Origin of the sequence: Halomonas sp. LES1 (assembly GCF_031846005.1) — a bacterium.
Lineage (GTDB): Bacteria > Pseudomonadota > Gammaproteobacteria > Pseudomonadales > Halomonadaceae > Halomonas.
Window position 1 is genome coordinate 228,114 of the sequence record NZ_JAVRGC010000003.1, and the last position, 20,646, is coordinate 248,759.

At 65.7% G+C, this 20,646-nt stretch carries 21 protein-coding genes and 3 tRNA genes; 3 read left to right on the forward strand and 21 right to left on the reverse strand.

Annotated features, from left to right (window positions below; genetic code table 11):
- Positions 1 to 16 precede the first annotated feature (16 nt).
- From ccmI to ccmA, 9 genes are read right to left on the reverse strand one after another with little or no spacing between them, the layout of a single operon-like run.
- Positions 17 to 1,267, reverse strand: coding sequence for a c-type cytochrome biogenesis protein CcmI (ccmI, locus tag RM463_RS08365; protein WP_311429738.1), 1,251 nt, complete (start codon positions 1,265 to 1,267; stop codon positions 17 to 19).
- Positions 1,264 to 1,746, reverse strand: a complete 483-nt coding sequence (locus tag RM463_RS08370) for a cytochrome c-type biogenesis protein (RefSeq protein ID WP_195688925.1) — start codon at positions 1,744 to 1,746, stop codon at positions 1,264 to 1,266. Before RM463_RS08370 ends, ccmI begins: the two co-directional genes overlap by 4 nt.
- Positions 1,737 to 2,270, reverse strand: a complete 534-nt coding sequence (locus RM463_RS08375) for a DsbE family thiol:disulfide interchange protein (protein ID WP_195688924.1) — start codon at positions 2,268 to 2,270, stop codon at positions 1,737 to 1,739. The genes RM463_RS08370 and RM463_RS08375 overlap by 10 nt, the downstream gene beginning before the upstream one ends.
- Positions 2,267 to 4,273: a heme lyase CcmF/NrfE family subunit gene (locus RM463_RS08380; RefSeq protein ID WP_311429739.1), complete on the reverse strand. Its 2,007-nt coding sequence runs from the start codon at positions 4,271 to 4,273 to the stop codon at positions 2,267 to 2,269. Before RM463_RS08380 ends, RM463_RS08375 begins: the two co-directional genes overlap by 4 nt.
- Positions 4,274 to 4,287: 14 nt before the next feature.
- Positions 4,288 to 4,791 carry a cytochrome c maturation protein CcmE gene (gene ccmE, locus RM463_RS08385; protein ID WP_311429740.1) on the reverse strand — a complete coding sequence of 168 codons (504 nt, stop codon included), beginning with the start codon at positions 4,789 to 4,791 and terminating at the stop codon, positions 4,288 to 4,290.
- On the reverse strand, positions 4,781 to 4,999 hold the full coding sequence (ccmD, locus tag RM463_RS08390) for a heme exporter protein CcmD (RefSeq protein WP_195688922.1): 219 nt from the start codon (positions 4,997 to 4,999) through the stop codon (positions 4,781 to 4,783). Before ccmD ends, ccmE begins: the two co-directional genes overlap by 11 nt.
- On the reverse strand, positions 4,999 to 5,739 hold the full coding sequence (locus RM463_RS08395; RefSeq protein WP_132042913.1) for a heme ABC transporter permease: 741 nt from the start codon (positions 5,737 to 5,739) through the stop codon (positions 4,999 to 5,001). Before RM463_RS08395 ends, ccmD begins: the two co-directional genes overlap by 1 nt.
- 29 nt (positions 5,740 to 5,768) lie before the next feature.
- On the reverse strand, positions 5,769 to 6,506 hold the full coding sequence (ccmB, locus tag RM463_RS08400) for a heme exporter protein CcmB (protein ID WP_409229298.1): 738 nt from the start codon (positions 6,504 to 6,506) through the stop codon (positions 5,769 to 5,771).
- On the reverse strand, positions 6,493 to 7,137 hold the full coding sequence (ccmA, locus tag RM463_RS08405) for a cytochrome c biogenesis heme-transporting ATPase CcmA (RefSeq protein ID WP_311429741.1): 645 nt from the start codon (positions 7,135 to 7,137) through the stop codon (positions 6,493 to 6,495). The genes ccmB and ccmA overlap by 14 nt, the downstream gene beginning before the upstream one ends.
- A gap of 190 nt (positions 7,138 to 7,327) precedes the next feature.
- On the opposite strand from ccmA, the gene lexA reads away from it, so the two are divergent.
- On the forward strand, positions 7,328 to 7,822 hold the full coding sequence (gene lexA, locus RM463_RS08410) for a transcriptional repressor LexA (protein WP_311429742.1): 495 nt from the start codon (positions 7,328 to 7,330) through the stop codon (positions 7,820 to 7,822).
- Positions 7,822 to 8,442, forward strand: a complete 621-nt coding sequence (locus RM463_RS08415) for a YigZ family protein (RefSeq protein WP_311429743.1) — start codon at positions 7,822 to 7,824, stop codon at positions 8,440 to 8,442. The genes lexA and RM463_RS08415 overlap by 1 nt, the downstream gene beginning before the upstream one ends.
- 100 nt (positions 8,443 to 8,542) lie before the next feature.
- On the opposite strand, the gene RM463_RS08420 is transcribed toward RM463_RS08415, so the two are convergent.
- From RM463_RS08420 to RM463_RS08430, 3 genes are read right to left on the reverse strand one after another with little or no spacing between them, the layout of a single operon-like run.
- On the reverse strand, positions 8,543 to 9,865 hold the full coding sequence (locus tag RM463_RS08420) for a sodium ion-translocating decarboxylase subunit beta (RefSeq protein ID WP_311429744.1): 1,323 nt from the start codon (positions 9,863 to 9,865) through the stop codon (positions 8,543 to 8,545).
- Between the two features lie 10 nt (positions 9,866 to 9,875).
- Positions 9,876 to 11,732, reverse strand: a complete 1,857-nt coding sequence (gene oadA / locus RM463_RS08425; RefSeq protein ID WP_311429745.1) for a sodium-extruding oxaloacetate decarboxylase subunit alpha — start codon at positions 11,730 to 11,732, stop codon at positions 9,876 to 9,878.
- Positions 11,733 to 11,786: 54 nt separating this feature from the next.
- Entirely contained in the window at positions 11,787 to 12,044 is a 258-nt protein-coding gene (locus tag RM463_RS08430; protein WP_311429746.1) for an OadG family protein, read from the reverse strand.
- A 181-nt stretch (positions 12,045 to 12,225) separates the two neighbouring features.
- On the opposite strand from RM463_RS08430, the gene RM463_RS08435 reads away from it, so the two are divergent.
- Complete coding sequence (locus RM463_RS08435; protein WP_311429944.1) at positions 12,226 to 13,227, forward strand: tRNA-dihydrouridine synthase; 1,002 nt, start codon at positions 12,226 to 12,228, stop codon at positions 13,225 to 13,227.
- Between the two features lie 247 nt (positions 13,228 to 13,474).
- Here the strand turns inward: RM463_RS08435 and RM463_RS08440 are convergent.
- The 9 genes from RM463_RS08440 to RM463_RS08480 all read right to left on the reverse strand — a co-directional run bounded on the left by RM463_RS08440 (position 13,475) and on the right by RM463_RS08480 (position 20,621).
- A tRNA-Arg gene (locus RM463_RS08440) sits at positions 13,475 to 13,551 on the reverse strand.
- Positions 13,552 to 13,600: 49 nt separating this feature from the next.
- Positions 13,601 to 13,677 (reverse strand) — tRNA-Arg (locus RM463_RS08445).
- A gap of 21 nt (positions 13,678 to 13,698) precedes the next feature.
- Positions 13,699 to 13,791 (reverse strand) — tRNA-Ser (locus RM463_RS08450).
- Between the two features lie 84 nt (positions 13,792 to 13,875).
- A complete protein-coding gene (gene csrA, locus RM463_RS08455) occupies positions 13,876 to 14,073 on the reverse strand; it encodes a carbon storage regulator CsrA (protein ID WP_195688915.1) in 198 nt (65 codons plus the stop codon).
- A 208-nt stretch (positions 14,074 to 14,281) separates the two neighbouring features.
- A complete protein-coding gene (locus RM463_RS08460) occupies positions 14,282 to 15,535 on the reverse strand; it encodes an aspartate kinase (protein ID WP_311429747.1) in 1,254 nt (417 codons plus the stop codon).
- A 102-nt stretch (positions 15,536 to 15,637) separates the two neighbouring features.
- The gene (gene alaS / locus RM463_RS08465) at positions 15,638 to 18,250 is read right to left on the reverse strand and encodes an alanine--tRNA ligase (protein WP_311429748.1); all 2,613 of its coding nucleotides are present in this window, start codon (positions 18,248 to 18,250) and stop codon (positions 15,638 to 15,640) included.
- 205 nt (positions 18,251 to 18,455) lie between these two features.
- The gene (locus RM463_RS08470) at positions 18,456 to 18,932 is read right to left on the reverse strand and encodes a regulatory protein RecX (protein WP_311429749.1); all 477 of its coding nucleotides are present in this window, start codon (positions 18,930 to 18,932) and stop codon (positions 18,456 to 18,458) included.
- Between the two features lie 3 nt (positions 18,933 to 18,935).
- Positions 18,936 to 20,003, reverse strand: coding sequence for a recombinase RecA (recA, locus tag RM463_RS08475; protein ID WP_299232325.1), 1,068 nt, complete (start codon positions 20,001 to 20,003; stop codon positions 18,936 to 18,938).
- Between the two features lie 105 nt (positions 20,004 to 20,108).
- Positions 20,109 to 20,621: a CinA family protein gene (locus RM463_RS08480; protein ID WP_311429750.1), complete on the reverse strand. Its 513-nt coding sequence runs from the start codon at positions 20,619 to 20,621 to the stop codon at positions 20,109 to 20,111.
- Positions 20,622 to 20,646 lie beyond the last annotated feature (25 nt).

Sequence of the window (20,646 nt, forward strand, 5' to 3'; positions counted from 1 at the left end):
CGGCTACCCCACCGACTCATTCGACGACGCGATCGATCACGACCTCGACCGGCTCGCCGTCGATCTCCTCCACGGCCACGCCGGTACGCTCGCCGAACATGTCCCCGGCCTGAGGCGTGGCCTGCCCGCTCGACGAGACACGAACCACCAGCCGCGCTTCATCCACCTGTGCAAGACTGGCCTGGGGCGACATGGCATGGCGACGATCGAGCACCAGCTCGGCCGGCAGATCACCCAGCGTCAGGCGTGCCACGGCCAGTGGCGGCAGTTCGCCGGCCATGTCCCGGGCCACCACGAACACCGCGGTCGTGTCGTCGAGACGACCGACGAGCTCATCATCCAGGCGCACTCGGGCGAGGATGCCCGGGCCCTGGGGCTCGGCGTCGGCCAGCGGGGCACCCTCGGGCGTCTGACCGAGGCGCTGCTGGGCGATCTGAATACCCTGGCGCAGGGCCTCGCCGGTAGCGGGATCGTTCATGCCGGCGATGGCGCGCCGCCAGTTGTCGATGGCTTCCTGGTAGGCACCGCGGTCGAAGGCCTCGATGCCCAGCATGCCGAGCACCGTGGGTTCGCTCGAGTTCTTCTCCAGGGTCTCGTCGACCAGCGACTGGACTCGGTCGGTCAGCCGGCGGCCGGCGACGAAGAACTCGATCTGGGCCAGCTGTGCCAGCAACGCGGGCTGCCGGCCCTCGATCTCGATCAGCCGTTCCAGGGCGTCGATGGCCTGCCGGCTCTGGCCGCCGTCGCGATAGAGGGGGAACAGCATGCCCCAGACATTGGGGTTGTTCGGCTGGCGGGCGGCCTGCTCCTCGAGACGCTCGACCAGCATCTGCGCCGAGCCCTCGGGATGGGTCATGACCTCCCTCTGCACCGCAAGCAGCGCCAGGTCGCCCTCGGCCCCCTCCTGCTGATACCACAGCACACTGGCCACCACGACCCCAAGCATCACCAGCGGTACCGCCAGGCGACCGGCGGCCGACGGCTTGAGTGGGGCGCGCTTGAGGCGCTCGGTATCCTCGAGCAGGCCACGCTCGAGTGCCAGGCGATCCTCCTCGTAGCTCGCCTCGTCGGTATCGCCACGTTCGAGGGCCGCCTCCAGGGAGGCGAGGCGGCGCTGGTAGATGGCCACGTTCTGCTCGGCCGAGCGGTCATTGACCTCATGATCGCGCTGGGCATCGTGCAGCGCGCGAGCTCGCTTGAGCGGCGCCACCAGCAGCCACAGGGCCGGCAGCAACAGTAGGGCGAAGGCGATCCACAGCAGGGTCATTCGATTCTCTCGCGGTTGATCAGGGCATCCAGACGGGCGCGCTCCTCGGCGGAGAGCGCCCTATTGGAGGCGTTGCGACGGGCGCGCACCAGCAGGCCCACCAGTACCAGGCCAAGCAGGCCCAGGACCGCGGGCAGGCCCCATAACAGGAAGGTGCGCCCCTCGAGGCGCGGGTTATAGAGCACATAGTCACCGAAGCGCTCCACCATATAGCTCCGAATCTCGAAATCGGCCCGCCCATCCATCAGCAGCTGATAGACGCGGTCGCGCATATCCCCGGCAACGGGGGCATCGGAGTCATTGATCGCCTGGTTCTGGCAGGTCGGGCAGCGCAGAGAGGCGGTGATATCGCGATAGCGCTCCTCGAGCACCGGGTCATTAAACTCGCGCACCTCGATGGCGGCGGCCTGTACCAGCCCGGCCACCAGCAGCAAGGCCAGGGTTGTCGCCAGGATCAACGAACCTCGCATCAACGCCATTGTTCCACCTCCGGAAGGACCGCCTCGGCAACATCGTTGGGCGCGATGTAGCCGGTGTGGTGATAGCGAATCACCCCGTCGCCATCCACCAGGAAGGTCTCGGGGGCACCGTAGACTCCAAGCTCGAAGGCCAGCTCGTTATCGGGATCGAAGATATTGACTTCGAAGGGATCCCCGAACTCCTCGAGAAAGCCCAGCGCCTTCTCTCGGGTATCCTTCCAGTTGACGCCGACCAGGCGTATGCCATGGCGCTCGGCGAGGTCGAGCAGCTGTGGCATCTCACGCTTGCACTCGGGACACCACTCGCCCCAGACGTTGACCAGGGTCAGTTCGCCGGTGGTCAATAGGTCGCGGTCGACCCGGCGCTCGGGCGCCTTGAGGGTCGCCAGATCGAACTCGGGAAAGTCACGCGCCATCAACGCCGACTCGCGATGGAAGGGGTTCAGGGAGAGTCCCTGATAGAGGAACACCGCCAGGGCCAGGAAGCCGGCGAGCGGCAGCAGCAGAAGCAGTCGACGATTCATGCCTTGGCCTCCCGTCTGATCGTGTCGAGCGCCCGGGACTCGGGGTCGGGCGCGGTAGCCAGTCGGCGATAGCGCTTGTCGGCCACCGCCAGCACACCCCCGAAGGCCATCAGCAGCCCTCCCAGCCACAGCCAGCGAACAAAGGGCTTGTACTGCACCCTCAGCGCCCAGCTGCCGTCTCCCAGGTCCTCGCCCATGGCCACGTAGAGGTCACGCAGGAAACCGGGGCGCAGCGCCACCTGGGACATCGGCATGCGCGTCGCCAGATAGAGGCGCTTCTCGGGATTCATCATGAAGCTGCGCCGGCTACCCTCCCGCTGTACCGAGATATTCGCCCGGTCGGCCACGAAGTTGGCTCCCTCACGATGGGAGAGCTCGTTCATGGTGAAGGTGTAGCCCGCCACCTCGACGCTGTCGCCAGGGGCCATGCGCACGTTCTGCTCGGTGCTGTAGTTGGAGACCACCGCCACACCGACGATGGTCACCGCGACCCCCAGATGGCCAAACTGCATGCCCCAGTAGGCCAGTGAGAGCTTCTTCAGCCCGGCCCCCACGGAGCTTGCATTGCGGGTCTTCTCGAACAGATCACGCAGCATCGGCAGCACGATCCACAGCGCCGCCACCAGGCCCAGGGCGACCGCCGGGCTCCACCGCTCGGCAAACAGCAGCGGCAGCGTGCCTCCCAGCACAACGGCCCCCACGGCGGCGAGCCATAGCCGACTGACCAGCAGGCGAACCGGCGTCTGCTTCCAACGCGCCACCGGCCCCAGCCCCATAAACAGCGCCAGCACCAGCGTCAGCGGCACGAAGAGTGCGTTGAAGTAGGGAGGGCCGACGCTGATCTTGCCCAGATCCAGGGCGTCGAGCAGCAGCGGATAGACGGTGCCCATCAGCACGGTGATCGTCATGATCACCAGCAGGATGTTGTTGATCAGCAGCAGGGCATCCCGGGAGAGCCAGGTGAAGCCCACCTTGTGGTTGACTCGCGGCGCACGCAGCGCGAACACCAGCAGTGACAGGCCCACGGTGATGCCCAGCAGCATCAGGATGAACTGGCCGCGGGTGGGGTCATTGGCGAAGGCGTGCACCGAGGTGAGCACCCCGGAGCGCACCAGGAAGGTGCCCAGCAGCGACAGCGAGAAGGTGAAGATCGCCAGCAGCAGCGTCCAGCTCTTGAAGGCGCCACGCTTCTCGGTCACCGCCAGGGAGTGCATCAGCGCCGTGCCGGTCAGCCAGGGCAGCAGCGAGGCGTTCTCCACCGGGTCCCAGAACCACCAGCCGCCCCAGCCCAGCTCGTAGTAGGCCCACCAGCTGCCTAGGGCGATGCCCACGGTCAGAAAGGCCCAGGCGAGGTTGGTCCAGGGGCGGGCCCAGCGCGCCCAGGCGGCATCCAGGCGCCCCCCCAGCAGGGCGGCAATGGCGAAGGCGAAGACCACCGAGAAGCCCACATAGCCCATATAGAGCATCGGCGGGTGCATGATCAGACCGATGTCCTGGAGCAGCGGGTTGAGGTCGGCGCCATCGCCCGGCACGTTGGGCAGCAGGCGCTCGAAGGGGTTCGAGGTGATCAGCACGAAGGCCAGGAAGCCCATGCCGACCAGGCCCAGCACTCCCAGCACCCGCGCCACCATGTCGCGAGGCAGCTCGCGGGAGAAGCGTGCGGCGAAATAGCCCCAGGCCGCCAGCAGCAGGCTCCACAGCAGCACCGAGCCCTCGTGGTTACCCCATACGGCACTGAGCTTGTAGTACCAGGGCAGCATGGAGTTGGAGTTGTTGGCCACGTTGGCCACGCTGAAGTCGTCCAGCATGTAGCTGGCCGTCAGGCAGGCGTAGGCGATGGCCACGAACAACAGCTGCCCGGCCGCCATGGGGCGAGCGTAGGCCATCCACATCGGGCGGCGGGTGGCCGCTCCGGCCAATGGCAGCACACCCTGCACGGTGGCCATCAGCATGGCGATCACCAGGGCATAGTGGCCGATCTCGGGGATCATCAGGATCTGCATGGGGTCTCCGCTCGTTACTGGCTGGCGCCTTGCTGCTTGGCGTCGATTCGTGCGCCCACTTCGGCGGCCTTGGCCTGGTAGTCCTCCGGCGCGTAGCCGGCTTCCTCCAGGGCCTGGGCCACCTCGGGGGGCATATAGTTCTCGTCGTGGCGCGCCAGCACCTGGTCGGCGCGTAACCATCCTTCGGGTTGCAGTTCACCGACCACCACCACCCCCTGTCCCTCGCGGAACAAGTCGGGAAGAATGCCGCTGTAACGGACCTCGAGATCATCGACGTAGTCGGTCACCATGAACTCGACGTCGAGACTCTCCGGGTCCCGGGCCACGGTGCCCTCCTTGACCATCCCGCCGGCCCGGATCTGGCGCTCGAGAGGCGCGTCTCCGGCGGCGATCTGGACCGGGCTGAAGAACAGGTTGATATTGCTGCGCAGGGCATAGAGGGTCAGCCCCACGGCGATTGCCGCCAGTGCGATCAACCCCAGCGACAGATAGAGCTTCTGCCTGCGTTTAGGCCTCATGGCGTTCTCCCCCCGTACGATGTGAAGTCTGGTTTGTAGCGGCCTGGCGGCGATGGCGACGCTGGAGCATACGCAGCAATCGACGGCGCTCCGCCCTGGCATGCAACACGATGCCGATCAGCAGGGCGCCGGTCACGCCCCAGCTGGCCCATACATAGGGGGCATGCCCCCCCATGGCGAGAAAGTCCTGGAAGGAGTCGAAAGCCATCAGCCCTGCTCTCCGGCGATGTCGCGCACCCAGCGCTTGTTCGATTCACGGCGCAGGATCTCGCTGCGCGTGCGCATCAGGGTGACGGCGATAAAGAAACAGTAGAAACCCAGCACCATGATCAACAGCGGCGCCCACATCTCCATCGGCATCGCCGGGCGCGAGGTCACGCTGAAGGTGGCCGGCTGGTGCAGGGTGTACCACCAGTCCACCGAGTACTTGATGATCGGGATATTGATCACCCCGACCATGGCCAGCACCGAGGCCGCCCGCGAGCCGCTGTCACGACTGGAGAAGGCGCCACGCAGGGCGATGACGCCCAGGTAGAGGAACAGCAGGATCAGCATCGAGGTCAGGCGTGCATCCCACATCCACCAGGTCCCCCAGGTGGGCACGCCCCACACCGCCCCGGAGAACAGCGCGATAAAGGTCATGGCGGCGCCCAGCGGCGCCATCATCGCCGCCGCCATGTCGGCGACCTTGATCTTCCAGACCATGAAGATCAGCCCCGCCACCGCCATGCTGACGAAGATCGACTGGGCCAGAAAGGCCGCCGGCACGTGTACGTAGATGATGCGGAAGCTGTTGCCCTGCTGATAATCCTGCGGAGCGAAGGCCAGTCCCCAGACGCTGCCCGCCAGGATCAGCACCACGGCGGCGGTCCAGAACCACGGCATCAGGCGTGCGCTGATACCGTAGAACCATTTGGGCGAACCAAGCTTGTGAATAAAGGACCAGATCTTGCCCATTGCGCCTCTCGCTTGAACATTCAACCGTTGATGCTGATGCGCAGCGAGGCCGCGATCGCCCAGGGGGCCAGCATCAGTGACAGGGCCAGCAGGGCCCCGAGGATCGCCAGGTGCGCCGCGGCGCCATCCCCCATGATCGCCGCCTGCACGGCCCCGGCGCCGAAGATCAGCACCGGGATATAGAGTGGCAGCACCAGCAACGACAGCAGCACCCCACCGCGTGACAGCCCGACAGTGAGTGCCGCGCCGATGGCGCCGATCAGACTCAGGCTGGCGGTGCCCAGAGCCAGGGAAAATGCCAGGGTCAGGTAGCTCCCCGACGGCAGTGCCAGCATGATGCCCAGCAGCGGCGCCATCAGCGCCAGGGGCAGGCCGGTCAGCAGCCAGTGTACCGCCACCTTGGCGAGCCCCAGCATGGCCAGCGGTTGCGGGGTCAGCAGCAGCTGCTCGAGGGAGCCATCTTCATAGTCGCTGCGAAACAGGCTGTCCAGAGACAGCAGTGCCGCCAGCAGCGCCGCCACCCACAGCAGCCCAGGGGCGATGGTCGCCAGCAGCTCCGGGTCCGGCGAGATGCCGATCGGGAACAGGGTGATCACCAGGGCGAAGAACACCAGTGGGTTGAGCACCTCGCTGCGCCGGCGCATCAGCAGGGTCAGGTCGCGCTTGAGTGTCGCCCAGACTGCGACCAGCAGACCGCCGCGAGGTTCCCCGTCGCTGCCCTGCCGACCCTCGCTCATACGCGTGTCAATGCTCGGCATCCTGTCCTCCCCGGCCGAGACGAATATGCCGCAGCTGCTGCGACGCCTTGAGCTCATGATGGGTGGTCACCAGCACACACCCGCCCGAGCGGGCATGTGCCACGAGACGAGCCTCGAGCGCCGCAACGCCTTCTCGGTCGATGGCGGTAAAGGGTTCATCGAGTACCCAGAACGGCCGCGGCGTCAGCTCCAGCCGGGCCAGCGCCACCCGGCGCTGTTGCCCGGCGGAGAGCTGGCCGGCGGGTAGATCCTCGAAGCCGGCCAGCCCCACCGCTTCCAGGGCCGCCAGCCGTGCCGCCTCCTGAACCGGCTCACCGGCCAGCGCCTGGTACCAGGCGAGGTTCTCGAGCGGCGTCAGGGCCGCCTTCACGCCCGGGGCATGCCCCAGGTAGAGCAGGTTCTCGAGAAAGGCCTGGCGCGCCTGGCGCATCGGACGCTCGTTCCAGAACAGCTCTCCCTGATAGTCGGCGAGCTGCCCGGAGAGGATCTTGAGCAGGGTGGTCTTGCCGCTGCCGTTGGGGCCCTCCACGCGCACGATCTCGCCCCCTCGAATATCGAGGTCGAGACCCTCGAACAGCCACCGGTCATCCCGTTCACAGGCCAGGTCACTAGCTTGCAGGCGCAGGGTCAAGACACACTCCGGTGGATGGGTAGTTTGGCCCGAGACTCTACACGTAAAGCCCATTTCCTGCCAGAGAGGGGCACCGCGGCAGCCGGTCGCAGTTGACGTGCATCAAGCGCATCGTCGAACCCCCACCTTGCCAGATTCAGCGTCCCTGCTATGCTCCCTAGGCACTGTATGTTTCAACAGGAGATATACCATGTTCGAGGCCAGCACGCGGTACATGATACGTCGCCCCAACCGGCGCCTCGCCGAGGCGTGGTCGCCTTGCCCCCTTACCGGTGACTCCCAGGACGAGAACCAGGCAATGGTCGATATCCCCCTGCTGGGTAGCGTCGCGGCGGGGATGCCCATCGAGGCCTGCCCCAGCGTCAGCCATATTCGCGTTCCTCGTCGCATGGTACGTCGCAATACCTACGCCCTGCGCGTACGCGGAGACTCCATGGTGGAGTGCAATATCTTCGACGGGGATGTCATCATTATCGAACAGTGCGAGAGTGCCGAGAATGGCGAGACCGCGGTGGTAATGATCAATGACCAGGAGGTCACCCTGAAGAAGCTCTATATCGAAAAGTCCGGCGTGCGCCTGCAGCCCGCCAACCGGCAGATGGCCCCCATCTTCCTGAAGAACAGCGATATCCAGGTGCTGGGCATGGTGATGGGCGTGGTACGTCAGGGCGAGCTGGCCGCCTGATGCGTTACCCGGTACCCGATCTGCCCCCCGGCGAATGGCAGGAGAGCGAACTGGAGGTGGAGAGGAGCCGCTTTATCACCTGGCTCTGCCATGCCCCGACCATCGCCGACTTCGAAGCGCTGCTGGCACTGGCGCGCGAACGCCATCCCGGCGCCAGCCACCACTGCACCGCCTTTATCGCCGGACCTCCCGGCGAGCAGGCGGCCATTGGCTTCTCCGATGATGGCGAACCGGGCGGAACCGCCGGGCGCCCCATGTTTCAGGTACTCGAGGGCTCCGGGCTGGGCCAGACAGGCTGCGTGGTCATCCGCTACTTCGGCGGCACCAAGCTAGGCACCGGCGGACTGGCCCGAGCCTACGCCCAGGCGGTCTCCCAGGCACTGGAGGCACTGCCCCGTCGCGAAGTGGTCGAGCGTACACCCCTGAGGCTCCGGGTCGACTTCTCGGGCGAAGCCGAGGCGCGTGGCTGGCTAGCCGAGCGCACTATTCCGGTGGAAGAGGCCGATTACGCCGCCGACGGTGTCTGGCTGACCGTCGGCTGGCCGAGTGATGTCGACGTTGACTTGAGCCCGCTGTCCTCGCGGCTGCGAGGTAACCTCGAGATTCTCGCCGACGATTGACCCGAGCTCGAAAAAACAGTCGGGCAGGTGTTCGGAAAGGCATTCGAGAAAAAAGAAAGGCGCCCGCAGGCGCCTTTCACTCGCATGGCCGATGCCATCATCAGCCGAGGTACTTGATCATCACCCCCGCGGCCACCGCCGAGCCGATGACACCGGCCACATTGGGCCCCATGGCATGCATCAGCAGGAAGTTGTGCGGGTTCGCCTCGAGCCCCACCTTGTTGGAGACCCGGGCCGCCATCGGCACCGCCGAGACACCCGCCGAGCCGATCAGCGGGTTGATCGGAACACGACTGACCGCGTTCAGCAGCTTGGCCATCAGCACGCCGGCGCAGGTGCCGATTCCGAAGGCCACGATGCCCAGGGCCAGGATCCCGAGGGTCTCCACGGCCAGGAAGCTGTCGGCCATCAGCTTGGAGCCCACCGAGAGGCCCAGGATGATGGTGACGATATTGATCAGGGCATTCTGTGCCGTATCGGAGAGGCGCTCCACCACCCCGCACTCGCGCATCAGGTTACCGAAGCAGAACATCCCCAGCAGCGGCGCCGCATCGGGCAGGAAGAAGGCGACCAGCAGCAGGATGGCGATGGGGAAGGCTATCTTCTCGCGCTTCGACACCGGCCGCAGCTGGGTCATGGTGATCTCGCGCTCCTTCTGGCTGGTCAGCAGCCGCATGATCGGTGGCTGGATCAGCGGCACCAGTGCCATATAGGCGTAGGCCGCCACGGCGATCGCCCCCAGCAGCTCCGGGGCCAGCACGCTCGACACATAGATCGAGGTGGGGCCGTCGGCGCCACCGATGATGCCGATGGCGGCGGCCTGGTTGAGCGAGAAGTCCATCACCCCCAGCGATGAGAGCCCCACCGCCCCGAACAGGGTGGCGAAGATGCCGAACTGCGCGGCCGCCCCCAGAAACAGGGTACGCGGATTGGCCAGCAGCGGCCCGAAGTCGGTCATCGCCCCCACGCCCATGAAGATGATCAGCGGAGCGATACCGGAGGCGATGGCGACCCTGTAGAAGCTGTAGAGCATGCCGTCACCGTAGCCGACACTGGCTGCCACATCGCGCCCCGCACGCAGCGCATCCGCCGTTGCCTCTTCCTCGACCACCCCCTTGAGGAGTTCGCGCCACGCCTCGGCGCTGGCCTGAGAGTCGAGGGCCACCCCGAGGGCCCCGGCGATCCGCTCCAGCACCGCCGGCTTGGCCACCTCGATGGCCTGGTCCAGCGCCGACAGCGCCAGGCCCGCCTCGGGAATATTGGCCAGAATGCCACCGAAGCCGATCGGTACCAGCAGCAGCGGCTCGAACTTCTTGGCGATGGCCAGATAGAGCAGCAACATGCCGACCAGAATCATCACGGCCTGGCCCGGGGTCAGGTTATAGACCCCCGAGCCGTACCAGAGTGTCAGTAGTTTCTCCATGACAGGACCCTTAGAGCTCGATCAGCACGTCACCGACGGCGACGCTGTCGCCCTCGCCGACCTTGACGGCGGAAACGGTGCCGGCGATTGAGGCACGCACCTCGGTCTCCATCTTCATCGCCTCGAGGATGATCACCACATCTCCCTCGGCGACGCTGTCACCCTCACGCACGTTGACCTTGAAGATATTGCCGGCCAGGGGGGCACTGATCGTCTCGCCGGGCGACGCTTCGCCGGGCGACGCTTCGCCGCTCGCGGCAGGGGCAGGGGCGGCGGCAGCCGGTGCGGTCTGCTCCTGAATGGCGCCGACCTCGCCGCCTTCGGCGACCTCGACCACGTAGGCCTTGCCGTTGACCTTGACGGTGTAGGTCTCGGGACCGGCGGCCGGCGCCTTGGCCTCTGCCCCGCCCTTCCGTGAAGCGGCCGGCAGCTTGGCGCCGGCATCGGGGCTCTCACTGCCTGGCGCCTGGGGGGCCGGCTCGAAGGCGCCGGGGTTATCACGGTTGGCGAGGAACTTCAGGCCGATCTGGGGGAAGAGCGCATAGGTCAGCACGTCGTCGATCTCGCGCTCGCCTTCGGCCAGGCGGATACCGTCGGCCCTGGCCTTCTCCTTGAGCTCGGCGGCCAGCCTGTCCATCTCGGGGCTCAGGTTGTCGGCCGGACGACAGGTGATCGGCTCGCCCCCTTCCAGCACGCGTGCCTGCAGCTCCTTGTCGAACGGCGCCGGGGCGGCACCATACTCGCCCTTGAGCAGCGCCTGGACCTCCTTGGAGATCGACTTGTAGCGCTCCCCCATCATCACGTTCATCACCGCCTGGGTGCCGACGATCTGGGAGGTGGGCGTCACCAGCGGGATAAAGCCCAGGTCCTCGCGCACACGCGGTATCTCCTTGAGAACGTCATCGAGCTTGTCGCCGGCCCCCTGCTCCTTGAGCTGCCCCTCCATGTTGGTCAGCATGCCGCCCGGCACCTGGGCGATCAGGATGCGTGAATCGATGCCCTTCAGCGAGCCCTCGAAGGCGGCGTATTTCTTGCGCACCTCGCGGAAATAGGCGGCGATCTCCTCGAGCAGCTCGAGGTCCAGGCCGGTGTCGCGCTCGCTGCCCTGGAGAATGGCCACCACGGATTCGGTGGGGCTGTGGCCGTAGGTCATGGACATCGAGGAGATGGCGGTATCGACGTTGTCGATGCCCGCCTCGGCGGCCTTGATGGCGGTAGCGGTGGACATGCCGGTGGTGGCATGACACTGCATGTGGATGGGGAGATCCACGGCCTTCTTGAGCCTGGAGACCAGCTCATAGGCATCGTAGGGCTTGAGCAGTCCCGCCATGTCCTTGATGCAGAGTGAGTCGGCCCCCATGTCGGCGATGGTCCTGCCGAGCTCCACCCAGCCATCCAGGGTGTGTACCGGGCTCACGGTATAGGAGAGCGTGCCCTGGGCGTGACCCTCGACCCTGCGCACCGCCTGAATGGCACGCTCCAGGTTGCGCGGGTCATTCATGGCATCGAAGACCCGGAAGACATCGACGCCATTGGTCCTGGCCCGCTCGACGAAGCGGTCCACCACATCGTCGGCGTAATGGCGATAGCCAAGCAGGTTCTGGCCACGCAGCAGCATCTGCTGGGGAGTATTGGGCATGGCGGCCTTCAACGCCCGTATCCGCTCCCACGGATCCTCGCCGAGGTAGCGGATACAGGCGTCGAAGGTGGCACCGCCCCAGGATTCCAGCGACCAGAAGCCGACACGGTCGAGCTTCTCGGCGATGGGAAGCATGTCATCCAGGCGCATGCGGGTAGCAAACAGCGACTGGTGGGCGTCGCGCAGGACGACATCGGTAATGCCCAGCGGGCGAGCGTTGTCAGTCATGGGGTGACCTTGGCGTTGTGGATGGTGGTAGGAAAGAAACCGGAGATGGAGGGGTCAGCGACGATGGCGGCGGCGATAGCGATGCACCGCGGCGGAAATCGCCACCATGACATCCTCGTCCTGACTCGCCTGTGAGGCTGCGCGGCCGCGTGTCGACGGCACCGCCGGCGTCACGGGCTCGGGGAAGAAGCGACCGATAAACTTCGACATCAGGGTGGTCACAATGACCAGCAAGGTAAGAAAAACAAAAACAAAGCCCATGCCCAGGGCCATGAGGGAAAGTCCCTCCTCCAGAAGCTGCATATCCTGCATTGGGCGCCTCCCTTGTGAATGGTCCGCCACCACCGGCGCTGTCACGCCATGCTGGGTGGCTTGCGTAGAATCTGCAATGGTATAACCTGCCAGGTTGTCGACAAATTGCAATGGGGTCATGGTGGAAGTCAGCGTTGTTAATTTACTACAAGATACTCCCGGGCGCCTCGGCCTGGCCCCCATGGAGGGCGTCATCGACGCCGATACCCGAGCCCTGCTGACCCGGCAGCCGGGCTTCGACTGGGTGGTCACCGAGTTTGTCCGCGTGGTCGATGCCCGCCTGCCGCCGCGGGTCTTCTACAAGCACTGCCCCGAACTTCAGCACTCCTCCAGGACGACTCCCTCGGGCGTACCGGTCCAGCTGCAGCTGCTCGGCTCCGACCCCGCGGCCCTGGCCGCCAACGCCGCCCAGGCATTGCGCCTCGGCGCCATCGGCGTCGATCTCAACTTCGGCTGCCCGGCCAAGCTCGTCAATCGTCATGATGGCGGCGCCTCGCTGCTGCGCGACCCGCGGCGAGTGCATGCCGCGGTTGCCGCCGTCCACGAGGCGGTGGGCCACCGCATCCCGGTGACCGCCAAGATTCGCCTGGGGTTCGCCGACCGCCGTCTGGCGCTGGCCTGTGGCCGCGCCGCCCAGGCCGGTGGCGCCCGGCACCTGGTGGTGCACGGCCGCACCCGCGAAGAGGGCTATCGCCCACCGGCCCACTGGGAGTGGATCGGTCGCATACGACGCGACCTCACCATTCCGGTGATCGCCAACGGTGATATCTGGACTCTCGAAGACTACTGGAAGGCTCGCACGCTCTCCGGCTGTCGACATGTCATGCTAGGCCGTGGTGCCCTGGCCGATCCCTGGCTGGCGGCCCGCATTCGCCACTGGCACCTCACCGGTGAGCGGCTGGCAGTCACGCCCTGGGCGGCACGCGCAGAGATCCTGCACGAGTTCGCGACCCTCAAGCGCAAGACCCTTCCCGAACGCATCGTGGCCTCGCTGATCAAGCAGTGGCTCAATCATATGCGCCGGGCAGACGCCGAGGCGGCTCGCCGTTTCCAGCGAGTCAAGCGACTCACCCTGCTCGACGAGCTGCTCAAGGGGCTGCGGGCAGACGGTGCGGAGCCAGCCAACCCTGCTCCAGGCCTGGCAGGCGCGGCGGCGGGGCAAGCTGACGCCACTGCAGGATAGACAGACACTATCTCAGGAAAGAAAGGCATTAACCGAGGAAACAAAGGCATTAACCGAGGAAACAAAGGCACTATTGCAGGAAAGAAAGACGCTGAGGCAGGCAAAAAAAGAGGCGCACGTCGCAATGGCGACGGCGCCTCAAACGATCGCGGAGCCGGCGCCCATCGTGGGTACGGCCGGTCCGGCTAGCGAGAAAACATCATAAACAAAACAGAAGACCCGCCCTGCGAGAGGACGGGTCGGTATCTGGCGCGCCCGGGAGGATTCGAACCTCCGACCACCTGATTCGTAGTCAGGTACTCTATCCAGCTGAGCTACGGGCGCTTCGTGCGGTGTTGTCACGGTGACCGCCATCACCTGCTGCGTGTAAAGCTGGCGCGCCCGGGAGGATTCGAACCTCCGACCACCTGATTCGTAGTCAGGTACTCTATCCAGCTGAGCTACGGGCGCTGATGCTTCACGGTATCGTTATGGCGGAGAGGGAGGGATTCGAACCCTCGAAGAGGCTATAAACCCCTTACTCCCTTAGCAGGGGAGCGCCTTCAGCCACTCGGCCACCTCTCCCTAACGACACGGCGCATATCTTACCGTTTCCGAAGGGGTTTGTCCAGCACCCCGGCGGTTTTTTTATTAACCGCCCCCTGCGCACTACACCTCGTGGTCAGAGCCTTCCTCGTCGCTCCTCTCACGCTGAATGCGCTGGTAGATCTCCTCGCGATGGACTGCCACATCCTTGGGTGCATTCACACCGATACGGACCTGGTTACCCTTCACGCCCAGCACCGTCACGGTGATGTCATCACCGATCATCAGGGTCTCGCCGACACGGCGGGTCAGGATGAGCATGGCTGATCTCCTTCTCAGACTTGTTCTCTGGCTGGCAACGGGGTGCTGGCCGACGGCATCACACCGTCTCAGTATGTGGCAGAACGCCTTCCATGACCAACACGGCGGCCCATGAAACACCAAGCCCCCGTTGAAGGGAACCCCACCGCGAGATGCAGCGGGGCTCCCTACCAGCGTAGAAGGTAATCTACCCCCCGAGGGGGTCGGCTTATTCCTCGTTCTCGATATCGGCCTTGTCGAGGCCGAAGGCCTTGTGCAGGGCACGGACGGCGAGCTCCATCTGCTTCTCGTCGATCACCACGGAGATCTTGATCTCGGAGGTCGAGACCATGCGGATATTGATGCTCTCCTCGGCAAGCACGCGGAACATCTTGGAGGCCACACCGGCATGGGAGCGCATGCCAACGCCCACCAGCGAGACCTTGGCGATATTGTCGTCACTCTTGACCTCGCCCTCACCCAGGTCGGGCAGCACCTGCTCGTTGAGGATCTTGAGGGTCTGCTTGTAGTCCCCCTTGGCCACGGTAAAGGTAAAGTCGGTGTAGTCGCCGGCCGGGGCCACGTTCTGCACGATCATGTCGACTTCGATATTGGCGCCGGCGATGGGCCCGAGGATGCGCGATGCCACGCCCAGCACGTCCGGGGTGTTGAGCAGCGTCAGCTTGGCCTCGCTGGCAGTGAAGGCGATACCGGAGATCAGCGGTTCTTCCATGGAGTCCTCTTCTTGGTCGGAGTCTGCAACGATCAGGGTGCCGGGGCCGTCCTGGAAACTGGACAGCACGCGCAGCGGAACATTGTACTTGCCGGCGAATTCGACGGCGCGAATCTGCAGCACCTTGGAGCCGAGGCTGGCCAGCTCCAGCATCTCCTCGACGGTGATGCGCTCGAGGCGCTGGGCCTTGCTGCAGACGCGGGGGTCGGTGGTGTAGACACCGTCGACATCGGTATAGATCTGGCACTCATCGGCCTTCAGCGCCGCGGCCAGGGCCACACCGGTGGTGTCGGAGCCGCCGCGACCGAGGGTGGTGATATTGCCCTCCTCGTCGACGCCCTGGAAGCCCGCTACCACGACCACCTGACCATCATCCAGATCGGCCTGCAGCTCATCGGTCTCGATGCGCTGGATCCGCGCCTTGGTGTGGGCGCTATCGGTCTGGATGCCCACCTGAGAACCGGTATAGGAGGTCGCCGGCACCCCCAGCTTGTGCAGGGCCATGGCCAGCAGCGAGATGGTGACCTGCTCACCGGTGGAGACCAGCATGTCCATCTCTCGTGGAGTGGGCTCGTCATTGATCTCGTTGGCCATGCCGATCAGGCGATTGGTCTCGCCACTCATCGCCGACACCACCACCACGACCTGGTGGCCGTTGTCACGGAAGCCTTTGACCTTCTCGGCCACGGCCTTGATGCGCTCCACGGAGCCCACCGAGGTACCGCCGAATTTCTGTACGTATAGTGCCATCTGCAATTTTCCCTCGTGCGTCGGGCGCGGGCGCCCGGGTGAGTGAAAGGTGACTCCTTGCAAACAGGGCCGGCGCCTCACGGCAACCGGCCCTGTCATATCCTATTTCAGGCGCTCTTCGACCCAGGCGGGAACATCCTCCAGGGCCCCCGACAGGGCAGCGACGTCGCTGCCGCCCGCCTGGGCCATATCGGCTCGCCCACCGCCCTTGCCGCCCACCTGGCCGGCCACGTGATTGACCAGCTCCCCGGCCTTGATGCGACCGGTGAGGTCGTCGGTGACCCCGGCGATCAGGCTCACCTTGCCGGCGGCCTCATCGCCCACTCCCAGCACGATGATGCCGGAACCGAGCTTGTTCTTGAGCTGGTCGAGCATGCCACGCAGCTCCTTGCCGGAGACGCCCTCGAGGGACCTGGCCAGGACCTTGACCCCGGCCACCTCGCTCGCCTCGGCCATCAGGTCGCTGCCGGCGGCGCTGGCCAGCTTGGCCTTGAGCCGCTCGAGCTCCTTCTCCAGGCCGCGATTGCGCTCCACCAGTGACGCCACGCGCTCCTCGACCTGCTCGGGCTTGGCCTTGAGACGTTCGCCGATGCGGTGGAGCCGGGCCTCCTGCTCATGGAACCAGGCCAGTGCCCCTTCGCCGGTGATCGCCTCGATGCGGCGCACGCCGGAGGCGATGCCCTGCTCACTGACGATATGGAAGCAGCCGATATCGCCGCTGCGCGCCACATGGGTGCCACCGCACAGCTCGATGGAGAAGTCGTCGGCACCGATGGTCAGCACCCGTACGCTGTCGGCGTACTTGGCCTCGAAGAGTGCCGCCGCTCCCCTGGCCTTGGCCTCGTCAAGGGTCATCTGTTCGACGCGGGTCGGGGCATTGGCCAGGACCTGCTCGTTGACCAGGCGCTCCACCTCGGCAAGCTGGTCGGCGGTCATCGGCTCGAAATGGCTGAAATCGAAGCGCAGGCGCTCCGGGGTGACCAGCGACCCCTTCTGGGCCACATGATCGCCCAGCACCATGCGCAGCGCCTTGTGCATCAGGTGGGTGGCGGAGTGGTTACGCACCGTGGCGGTGCGCAGGCCGGCATCCACCACCGGGCGCACCCTGTCCCCCAGGGCCAGCGCGCCCTCGAGCAGCACGCCGTGGTGCAGATGGTGATCACCCTGCTTCTGGGTATCCTCCACCAGGAAGCGACCACCGCCGTCGAGATGCAGATAGCCGGTATCGCCCACCTGGCCACCGGACTCGCCATAGAAGGGGGTACGATCCAGCACCACCACCGCCTTGTGCTCCGGGGTGAGCCGCTCCAGGGCATTGCCCTCGCGGTCGGCCAGCGCGCTGACGGTGGCGTGATCCTCGAGACGCTCGTAACCGGTAAAGGCGGTCTCGCCCTCCAGTTCCAGGGTGCCGCCATAGTCGGCGCCGAACTGGCTGGCCGCTCGGGCACGCTCGCGCTGGGCCGTAAGCGCACGCTCGAACCCAACCTCATCGAGGGTCACGCCACGCTCGCGGCAGACATCGGCGGTCAGATCGAAGGGGAAGCCATAGGTGTCATACAGCTTGAATACCGTCTCGCCGGGCAGCACCTCGCCGTCGAGGCCGGCCAGCGCCTCCTCGAGCAGGCCCATGCCATGCTCCAGTGTGCGGGCGAACTGCTCCTCCTCCTTGAGCAGCACCCGTTCGATCTGGGGGCGCGCCTCGCGCAGCTCGGGATAGGCCTCGCCCATCTCGGCATCCAGCGCCCCCACCAGCCGGTGGAAGAAGTTGCCCTGGGCGCCCAGCTTGTGGCCGTGGCGGATGGCGCGCCGAATGATACGGCGCAGCACATAGCCCCGCCCCTCGTTGGAGGGCAGCACGCCGTCGGCGATCAGGAAGGCGCAGGAGCGGATATGATCGGCGATTACCCGCAGCGAGGGGTTGCGGGTATCCGCATGCCCGGTATGTCGCGCCGCCGCCGCCAGCAGGTTCTGGAACAGGTCGATCTCGTAGTTGGAGTGCACTCCCTGCATCACCGCGGCGATGCGCTCCAGCCCCATGCCGGTATCGATGGAGGGCTTGGGCAGCGGGTGCATGTTGCCCTCGGCATCGCGGTCGAACTGCATGAACACCAGGTTCCAGATCTCGATATAGCGATCGCCATCCTCCTCGGGGCTACCGGGAGGGCCACCCCACACCTCGGGACCGTGATCGAAGAAGATCTCGGAGCTCGGCCCACAGGGGCCGGTGTCACCCATCTGCCAGAAGTTGTCCTCATCGAGCCTGGAGAAGCGCTCAGGGTCGATGCCGACCTCCTCCTTCCAGATGCGCTCGGCCTCGTCATCGCTGACGTGCACCGTGACCCACAGCTTCTCCTTCGGCAGCCCCAGAGTCTCGGTCAGGAACTCCCAGGCGAAGCGGATGGCATCGCGCTTGAAGTAGTCGCCGAAGCTGAAGTTGCCCAGCATCTCGAAGAAGGTGTGATGGCGAGCGGTATAGCCGACGTTATCGAGATCGTTGTGCTTGCCCCCGGCACGCACACAGCGCTGGGAGGATGTCGCGCGCACATAGGGGCGCGGATCGCGACCCAGGAAGACGTCCTTGAAGGGCACCATGCCCGCATTGGTGAACAGCAGGGTCGGGTCGTTGCCGGGAACCAGAGAGCTGGAAGGCACGACGCTGTGGCCGTGCGCCTCGAAGTAACTCAGAAAGGCCTGTCTGATGTCTGCGCTTTTCATGGGGTATCCGTGGCGATGAACGGGAGGACCCGGCGGGCGACGCTGGCTCGAGACGGGCACCGCGATGTGCCTGAACGGGGCACATCGCACTACCACGGGATGCCACCCGGGGCGTTCGCAAAGGGGGTCATTATAGCGCAGTCGTCAAGGGACTGAAGGGGCAGCCGCGTCGGCGGCGAAGGAGCGGGTGCACAGCGAGCCTGAGCTAGGCATCGTCAGGGTCGGCGCTCCAGGCGTGTGCCAGGGCGTGGCGCACCTGGTCGAAGTCGAAGCCGCGTCCCGCCAGAAAGCGCTCGCGGCGGGCGCGCTCCCGGGGGGAGTCACCGGGACCGGGGAAGCGCCGTGAGAGCGTCTCACAGGCCAGGGCCTGCCAGTCCACCTCACCCGCCGCGAAGGCCTCTCGCACCTCCTCCGGGCCGAGGCCTCGACGCTCCATCTCCAGACGGATCTTCACGGGGCCCTGCCCACGGAAGAGGCGCGAACGCAGGAAGCTCTCGGCGAAACGGGTGTCCGACTGCAACCCCTGCGCGGCAAGCTGGTCGAGACACTCGTCGATGTCTGCCGGCGCATGCCCCCTGGCCGCCAACCGCTCTGCCAGCTCGGCGCGAGAGTGTTCGCGGCGAGCCAGCAGGCGGAGCGCATCGTCTCGAGGCGTGGAGTCACCAACGCTGCGCTCGAACATGGCTTACAGCCGATCGCTGCCCTGATCGCCATCGGCCGGCAAGGCGACCTCATCGCCCTCCTCCTTGGCGGGCTCTGCCGTGGCAAGCAGTTGAGCACGAATCTGGCTCTCGATCTCCTCCATCACCGCCGGGTTATCCTCGAGGAACTGGGCGGCATTGGCCTTGCCCTGGCCAATCTTGTTGCCCTGGTAGCTGTACCAGGCACCGGCCTTGTCGACCAGCTTGCACTGCACGCCGAGATCGACCACCTCTCCGGCATGGTAGATCCCCTTGCCATAGAGGATCTGGAACTCGGCCTGGCGGAACGGGGGCGCCACCTTGTTCTTGACCACCTTGACCCGAGTCTCGTTGCCGGTCACCTCGTCGCCCTGCTTGACCGAGCCGGTACGCCGGATATCCAGACGCACACTGGAGTAGAACTTGAGCGCATTGCCGCCGGTGGTGGTCTCGGGGCTACCGAACATCACGCCGATCTTCATGCGGATCTGGTTGATGAACACCACCATGCAGTTGGCGTTCTTGATATTGCCGGTGATCTTGCGCAGCGCCTGGGACATCAGGCGCGCCTGCAGACCGACATGGGAGTCGCCCATCTCGCCCTCGATCTCGGCGCGCGGGGTCAGCGCCGCCACCGAGTCGATGATGATCACGTCGACACCACCGGAGCGCACCAGCATGTCGCAGATTTCAAGGGCCTGCTCGCCGGTATCGGGCTGGGAAACCAGCAGGTCATCCAGGTTGACGCCCAGCTTTTCGGCATAGCTGGGGTCAAGGGCGTGCTCGGCGTCGATAAAGGCGCAGGTCTTGCCCTGCTTCTGTGCCTGGGCGATCACCGAGAGCGTCAGGGTGGTCTTGCCCGAGGACTCCGGGCCGAAGATCTCGACAACCCGACCCAGCGGCAGACCGCCGATGCCCAGCGCGATATCCAGGCCCAGCGAGCCGGTGGAGACCGAGGGCATCACCACCCGCGGCGCATCGCCCAGGCGCATCACGGTCCCCTTGCCGAACTGGCGGTCGATCTGGGATAGGGCGGCGTCCAGCGCCTTGGAGCGATTGTCTTCCTGAGCCATCACGGATCTCCTCAATCTGGGTCTCTTTATACTGGATGATTGAACAGTATTATGGGGAAAAATGGCGCGCTCGGCCAGCGAAAGTTTTCCCGGGCGCCCCTGGATTCAGCGCTCCTCGAGGCGTTGCACCACGCCGACCAGCGCCTCGCGCACCGCCTGCTCGCGAACGGCTCGGCGATCGCCAGGATAGCGGTAGCATTCGGCCTCGGCCCCCTCGCCATCGCCCCAGGCCAGCCATACGGTACCTACCGGCTTGTCGGCGCTGCCACCGCCCGGCCCGGCCACGCCACTGACCGCCACGCCGAGATCGGCACCGCTGTCACGGCAGGCTCCCGTCACCATCGCCGCCACCGTCTCACGGCTCACGGCACCGTGCTGGTCGAGCAGCGCCTCGGGCACCCCGAGAAGACGGACCTTGGCGGCATTGGAGTAGGTCACATAGCCGGTCTCGAAGTAGTCGGAGCTGCCGGCGACCGAGGTGACCACGCTGGCCACGCCACCACCGGTGCAGGACTCGGCACAGGTGAGGGTGACCCCCTTTTCGCGACACAGTCGACCCAGGCGCTCGGCCAGGGTGGCGAGGTCGAGATTGGCAAGGCTCGCGGCTGAGTGGGACATGCTGAAGACTCCTGCTCGGTGGATC